Below are 4,554 nucleotides of genomic sequence, written 5' to 3' on the forward strand. Positions count from 1 at the left end.
GTCGCGTCGATCATGACGGTCTTCTTTTCGCGGTGCTCTGCGGCCAGGCCGGCCATGATCCGGGCGAAGACGCCCTTGTCACTCCATCGCTTCCACCGGTTGTAGAGCGTCTTGTGCAGACCGTATGCCGCAGGCGCATCGCGCCAACGTAAGCCATTGCGATTGATGAAAATGATTCCGCTCAGAACCCTGCGGTCATCGACCCTTGGTTTGCCGTGGGACTTTGGGAAACAGGGCTCCAGACGCGCCATCTGCGCATCGCTCAGCCAGAAGAGATCAGACATGTCACCGCTCCGATTTCGGTGCCGTGAATCACGCAGCGCACCTGAAATCAATGGGGCCAGACCCTAAGGGAACATCGTTCCAGATTTTCAGGGCATTTTCTCGATCTTTGAGTTTTTCCACACAATCGGCCTTTTTCAGACGCTCGCTATAAGCGCAGCGCAAGCTATGCTGAGCCACGAAATCTTGGAGCCGCGCTACCCAAAGCCGCCACCCGGCATGCACCTGCCCAACTCGATGTCGCTGCCGACCACTCGGGGCGTCGTGATATGTAACGAGAGGCTACCTGCCGACGATTTGGGCCTGTACAATCGTCGGAACGCAAGGCGGGAACTCGTGCGCGCCCGGAATGCTTGCACGGTCGATGGCTGGCCCGACTCAGAAAGATTTGAGATGACGACAGAGAACAATGCGGTGTTCACCACTGGCAGCATCATGCGTCACGTGTCGGTTTCATCTTTTACGGCCAGCATCGGCCTGATGGCGGTCTATGCGGTCGATCTGATCGACCTGATTTTCATTTCGATGCTCGGATACGAGGTGTTGGCGGCCGCGGCGGGCTATGCCAGCGCCCTGATGTTCTTTACCAGCGCCATCAATATCGGGGTGTCGGTCGCTGCGGGAGTCCTGGCATCGCGGTCAATCGGCTCGAGCGACACGCTGGAGGCCCGGGAATATGCCACCAGTACAGCGATGTTTTCGGTGGTGATCGCTGTCATTGTGCCCTTGATCCTCCTGTCAAACATAGAGTTTTTTCTGGGACTTCTGGGTGCCGAGGGCACGGTGGCCGAACTGGCTGCAACCTATCTCTGGATCATCATCCCGTTTACCTGGGTTTCTGGGCTGTCCATGGTCACCGTGGCGGTGCTGCGTGGATATGGTGAGAACCGGATGGCGATGTACCCCTCGCTTTTCGGGGCGGTGACCAACGCCGTACTGGACCCGATCCTGATCTTTGGTCTGGATATGGGAATGCAGGGCGCGGCCTGGGCGACGGTGGCGGCACGGTTCGTGACGCTCGGCTTTGCAGTTTATCCGGCGATGCGGCGCCACAACGCCTTTGTCTCACCCAGACTCAGGTTGCTCTGGCGTGATTACCAGCCGGTTTCATACTTCGCCGTTCGGGCCGTGCTGACAAGCGTGGCCACGCCGATCGGCACCGCGATCGTGACCCGCGAGATGTCGAAATTCGGCCCCGAGGCGGTCGCCGGCATGGCTGTTATCGGACGGCTGACGCCGGTTGCATTCTCGGTAATCTGGGCGCTTGCGGGCGCCATCGGGCCGATACTCGGCCAGAATTTTGGCGCAGGCAATATGGACAGGGTCAAGAAAGCTTATGTCGACGCTCTCAAGTTCGTTGCGATATACGTGATGTTCGTCACCGTGATCTTGTTCATATTCCGTGGCCCGATCGCCGGGCTGTTCGGTGCCGAGAATCTGACGCGGTCACTGATTTTCCTCTTCTGCTTCCCGGTGGCGCTTGCATCCTTCTTCAATGGCGCAATTTTCGTCGCCAGCGCATCGTTCAACACGCTGGGTCGCCCGTCTTATTCGACCTGGTTGAGCTGGGGACAGAATACACTGGGCACCTGGCCCTTCGTCATCATTGGCGGCATGATGCTCGACGCGCCGGGTGTCCTGATCGGGCAGGCGATGGGGAGCGTCGTATTCGCCTCAATCGCGGTATGGCTGGGCTGGCGGTTGATCCACAACCCGCCGGATGATCGCGGCATGCACCGCCCCCATCACCCTCTATTTGGCCATGGCAGCCTCATCGCGCATACTCTACACAAGCACGCGGGACACCGATGATCCCGACCGAGGCACGAGCGCGGGGCATCCAAGCATACCCGGGTCGTGTATTGGACCCAAGTACTGCGGGCTCATCAAGAGAAAGAGCCGATGGAACTCATCACTGCCCACCATATGATCGAGGCTGTCGGCTGGCTCGCTGCCCTGTTGAAACTGGCCACTTTCTCGATGAATGCGATGATCCCGGTGCGGTTGCTCGCGATGGCGTCGTCTGTCTGCTTCATCGTCTATAGCGGGGTGTTTCAGATCTGGCCGCTTCTGGCGATCGAACTCGTCCTGCTATCCAGCAACGCCTATCGCCTGTATGAAATCATCGCTCTGCGCCGGCTGGTGACGCATATGACGGACGAGTCGGAAACTGATTTCTCCGCCGCCATCGCTTACGGGAAGAAACGTGTCATCCAGGCGGGCGATGTCATTTTCAATAAGGGCGATCGGGTCGACAGTCTATATTACCTGGCCGAGGGGCGCGTTGAAATCGAGGATCGGAACGTATCCGTGGCCGCGGGGAACATTTTCGGCGAGATGGCTTTCTTCAACAAGAGTGCCGTGCGATCGGCGACGGTTCGGTCCCTGGAGGATACGGTCGTCTACGAACTCGACGAAAAACGCTTTACGCGCGTGCAATATGAAGACCCCGAATTCGCCATGGCCGTGATGCGCACGGTCACCAGGCGGCTCGTCGCGAACGCCGCGCAGACGCAGGGGTCGCAACCCGGGTAATCTTGGGCGGAGCCCGAAGCGCCCGATGCTGCATGACGACGAAGCAGCATTTTCCTCGTACGTTGAAACGTGCGGTCAAGGGGGAGTGTCGACACCAGCGGTCGCCTTTGGACTCGACAGACTGTAAGCCGAGCCTCGAGGACGTTCAGTCCTTTCCGGGCGCGAGGATGACGTCGCAGGATCAGACCAGTGTCGCGCGCAAGCTGACAACGATCGTCGCTATCGACGTGGCGGGGTACTCGCGACTTGTTGCAGCCGACAAGGAAACGACCCTTCTGGCGCTGACCGCACATCGGTCGGAGCTGATCGATCCCTTGCTGTCTCGGCATGGCGGCCGCGTTGCCAACACCGCCTGCGACAGCTTGCTGATCGAATTCCAGAGCGCGGTCTCGGCCATGCGCTGCGCCGTCGCGGTCGAGGCCGGCACGACAGAGCGCAATGGCAAGACACCGGCCGACCGGCAGCTTGCCTTCCGTATCGGCGTCAATATCGGCGACGTCGTCGTTTCGGGCCGCGATCTTCTGGGTGACGGCGTGAACGTCGCGGCCGCCTGGAACAGCAGGCTGGTTAACGTCAGAGCCTGTGAGACAGATTTGATGTTTTCGTAACGGAGGATTTCCGGTTCATCGCAGCCATCAAGGAGCGAAGATGAACAAGAACCGAAGGACCGCGCAAGCGAAATCCGAAACATCGAAGGATGCCGCTGACAAGCTGGTCAAGGGCATCAAGCGCAAGACCCGCAAACAGTACTCGTGGGCGCAGGCGGGATGTCGAAGAGCCAAGTCAGTCGGCTGTGCGCCGAGATCGACGAGCGGGTGAACGCGTTCCTGAACCGGCCCCTGGAGGGGTTGAGCCGCATCAATTCGGTTCCCCGGACCGAATTCTCGACCGTCCGCGGGATGGTCGGCGCGGTCAACGGCCCTATCTGTCACGCGGCGCGATCTATGTGAAGGTGCGCGAGGGCGGGCGCATCATCAGCCGCGCCGTGAGAGTGGCCGTGGCGGTCAACGAGGACGGCGCGCGCGAGGTGCTGGGCGTCGCGCCCGGGCCGTCCGAAGCCGAAACCTTCCGGACCGACTTGCCTCACGCTCCCTCGNCGCCTCTGCGGGACGTTCAGCGAAACGGTTACCGCGACCGGGAGTGAGGAGGATCGGAAAACGGTCCGGGGAACGGTCGGCGCGGTCAACGAGGACGGCGCGCGCGAGGTGCTGGGCGTCGCGCCCGGGCCGTCCGAAGCCGAAACCTTCCGGACCGACTTGCCTCACGCTCCCTCGCCGACCGCGGCGTGAAGCTGGTGATCGCTGACGACCACAAGGGGCTGCGGGCGTTCGTCGGGCAGATGGTCCCCCGGACCATTTGCTCTTCCTNGCCGACCGCGGCGTGAAGCTGGTGATCGCTGACGACCACAAGGGGCTGCGGGCGTTCGTCGGGCAGATGGTCCCCCGGACCATTTGCTCTTCCTTTTCACCGCGCCGGGTCTTCAATGCCACCCATCAGCGCTGTCGGGTTCACTGGAGGCGCGACGCGCTGGCCCATGCCCCCCGCCAGGCCGAGCACCGCGGTGGCGGCGATGCTCAAGACGATCTTCGCCCTGGAAAGCAAGGCCGACGCGGACGCCCAGTGGGACACCGTCGCGGGTGCACTCCGCGAAAAGCAGGACAAGCGCGGCACCTTCATGGACGCCTCGCGCATCGGCTGTTGTATATGGACCCCGCCTGATTGCAACGGTCTGGTCGG

At 61.3% G+C, this 4,554-nt stretch carries 4 protein-coding genes and 2 pseudogenes; 5 read left to right on the forward strand and 1 reads right to left on the reverse strand.

Annotation, left to right across the window (positions count from 1 at the left end):
* On the reverse strand, window positions 1–284 hold a 284-nt coding region (locus tag V8324_RS21140), incomplete at its 3' end, for a transposase (RefSeq protein ID WP_336421874.1).
* Between the two features lie 391 nt (window positions 285–675).
* Here V8324_RS21140 and V8324_RS21145 point away from each other — a divergent pair.
* The 5 genes and pseudogenes from V8324_RS21145 to V8324_RS21165 all read left to right on the forward strand — a co-directional run.
* Entirely contained in the window at window positions 676–2,094 is a 1,419-nt protein-coding gene (locus V8324_RS21145) for an MATE family efflux transporter (RefSeq protein WP_336421875.1), read from the forward strand.
* A 90-nt stretch (window positions 2,095–2,184) separates the two neighbouring features.
* A complete protein-coding gene (locus V8324_RS21150) occupies window positions 2,185–2,817 on the forward strand; it encodes a cyclic nucleotide-binding domain-containing protein (protein WP_442970592.1) in 633 nt (210 codons plus the stop codon).
* 32 nt (window positions 2,818–2,849) lie between these two features.
* Window positions 2,850–3,425, forward strand: a complete 576-nt coding sequence (locus V8324_RS21155) for an adenylate/guanylate cyclase domain-containing protein (RefSeq protein ID WP_336421877.1) — start codon at window positions 2,850–2,852, stop codon at window positions 3,423–3,425.
* 144 nt (window positions 3,426–3,569) lie between these two features.
* Window positions 3,570–3,895, forward strand: a pseudogene (locus V8324_RS21160) (transposase); the annotation flags it as partial.
* A 100-nt stretch (window positions 3,896–3,995) separates the two neighbouring features.
* Window positions 3,996–4,554 (forward strand): annotated as a pseudogene (locus V8324_RS21165) (transposase); the annotation flags it as partial.

The organism is Roseovarius sp. D22-M7 (assembly GCF_037083785.1).
Lineage (GTDB): Bacteria > Pseudomonadota > Alphaproteobacteria > Rhodobacterales > Rhodobacteraceae > Roseovarius.